Source organism: Bradyrhizobium sp. HKCCYLS2038, from assembly GCF_051167655.1.
GTDB lineage: Bacteria > Pseudomonadota > Alphaproteobacteria > Rhizobiales > Xanthobacteraceae > Bradyrhizobium.
Genome location: NZ_JBNPTM010000030.1, coordinates 1 through 1,389, shown reverse-complemented (window position 1 = coordinate 1,389; position 1,389 = coordinate 1). Strand labels below are relative to the sequence as shown.

1 pseudogene is annotated in these 1,389 nt (G+C 68.4%); it reads right to left on the bottom strand.

The annotated features are described in order from the left end of the window. Positions 1–1,389: pseudogene (locus ACQR1I_RS36875) on the bottom strand (adhesin); the annotation flags it as partial.

Here is a 1,389-nt window from a genome sequence, read left to right as displayed (position 1 = left end):
GCTCTGGTCGATCGCGCCGGTGCCGGTGCGGTCCCATTGCGTCGTCACCGATAGCCCGTTGGCGCTCGTGGTCGTGACCGTGCGGTCCTTCAGCGCGCCATTGGCCGCGAAATCGCTGACCGTCTCGGTGCGGCTGCCGTCGGCGTTGACGACGACGACGTCGGTCCGCCTCTGGTCGAACACCGCATTGCCGCTCGCGTCGACCGCGCCGGTCGTGTCCTTCTGCGTCGTTACCGACAGGCCGTTGGCACTGGTCGTCGTGAGCGTCTTGCCGAGCAGCGCGCCGTTGGCGGCGTAGTCGGTCACCGTCGTGGTCACGCTGCCATCGGCATTGACCACCCGGCTCTGGATCTCGTCGTAGACGCCATCGCCCTGGGCGTCGATCTGCGCGGTCACCACGCGGCGGTCGGCGCTGACAGTCGTGACGGTCTTCGCCTGCAGCGAGCCGTCGGCGTTGCGATCGGTCACCGTCTCGACGCTGCTGCCGTCGGCATCGCGCACCGTGACGTCGGTCTCGCTGAGATCGAACACGCCCGTCCCGGTCGTGTCCTGCTGCGCCGTCACCGACAGCCCGTTGGCGCTCGTCGTCACGACCTTGCGGTCGATCAGCGCGCCGTTGGCGCTGCGGTCGGCGATCGTCTCGGTGCTGCTGCCATCGGCATTCAGCACCACCACGTCCGTCCGCACCTGGTCCAACACGCCGGAGCCCGTCGTGTCCTTCTGCGTCGTCACCGACAACCCGTCGGCACTCGTGGTCTTGACCGTCCGGCCCAGCACCGCGCCATTGGCGGCATAGTCGATCACCGTCGTGGTCACGCTGCCGTCGGCGTTGACCACCCGGCTCCTCGCCTCGTCGACATGACCGTCGCCCTGGGCGTCGATCTGGGTCGTCGTGGTCCGCCGGTCGGCGCTGACCGTCGTCACCGTCTGGTCGCGCAGGCTGCCGTCCGCATTGCGGTCGGTCACCGTCTCGACCTTGCTGCCATCAGCGTTCAGCACCGTGACGTCCGTCTCGGTCTGGTCGAACACGCCCGTGCCGGTGCGGTCCAACTGCGTCGTCACCGACAGCCCGTTGCCGCTGGTCGTCTTGACCGTGCGGCCGAGCAGCGCGCCGTTGGCGCTGCGGTCGGTGACCGTCTCGGTGCTGCTGCCGTCAGCGTTCAGCATCACCAAATCGGTCTCGCTCTGGTCGATCGCGCCGGTGCCGGTGCGGTCCCATTGCGTCGTCACAGACAATCCGTTGGCGCTCGTCGTCGTGACCGTGCGGTCCTTCAGCGCTCCATTGGCCGCGAAATCGCTGACCGTTTCGGTGCGGCTGCCGTCGGCGTTGAGAACCGCGACGTCGGTGCGCTTCTGGTCGAACACGGCGTTGCCGCTCGCGTCGATTGT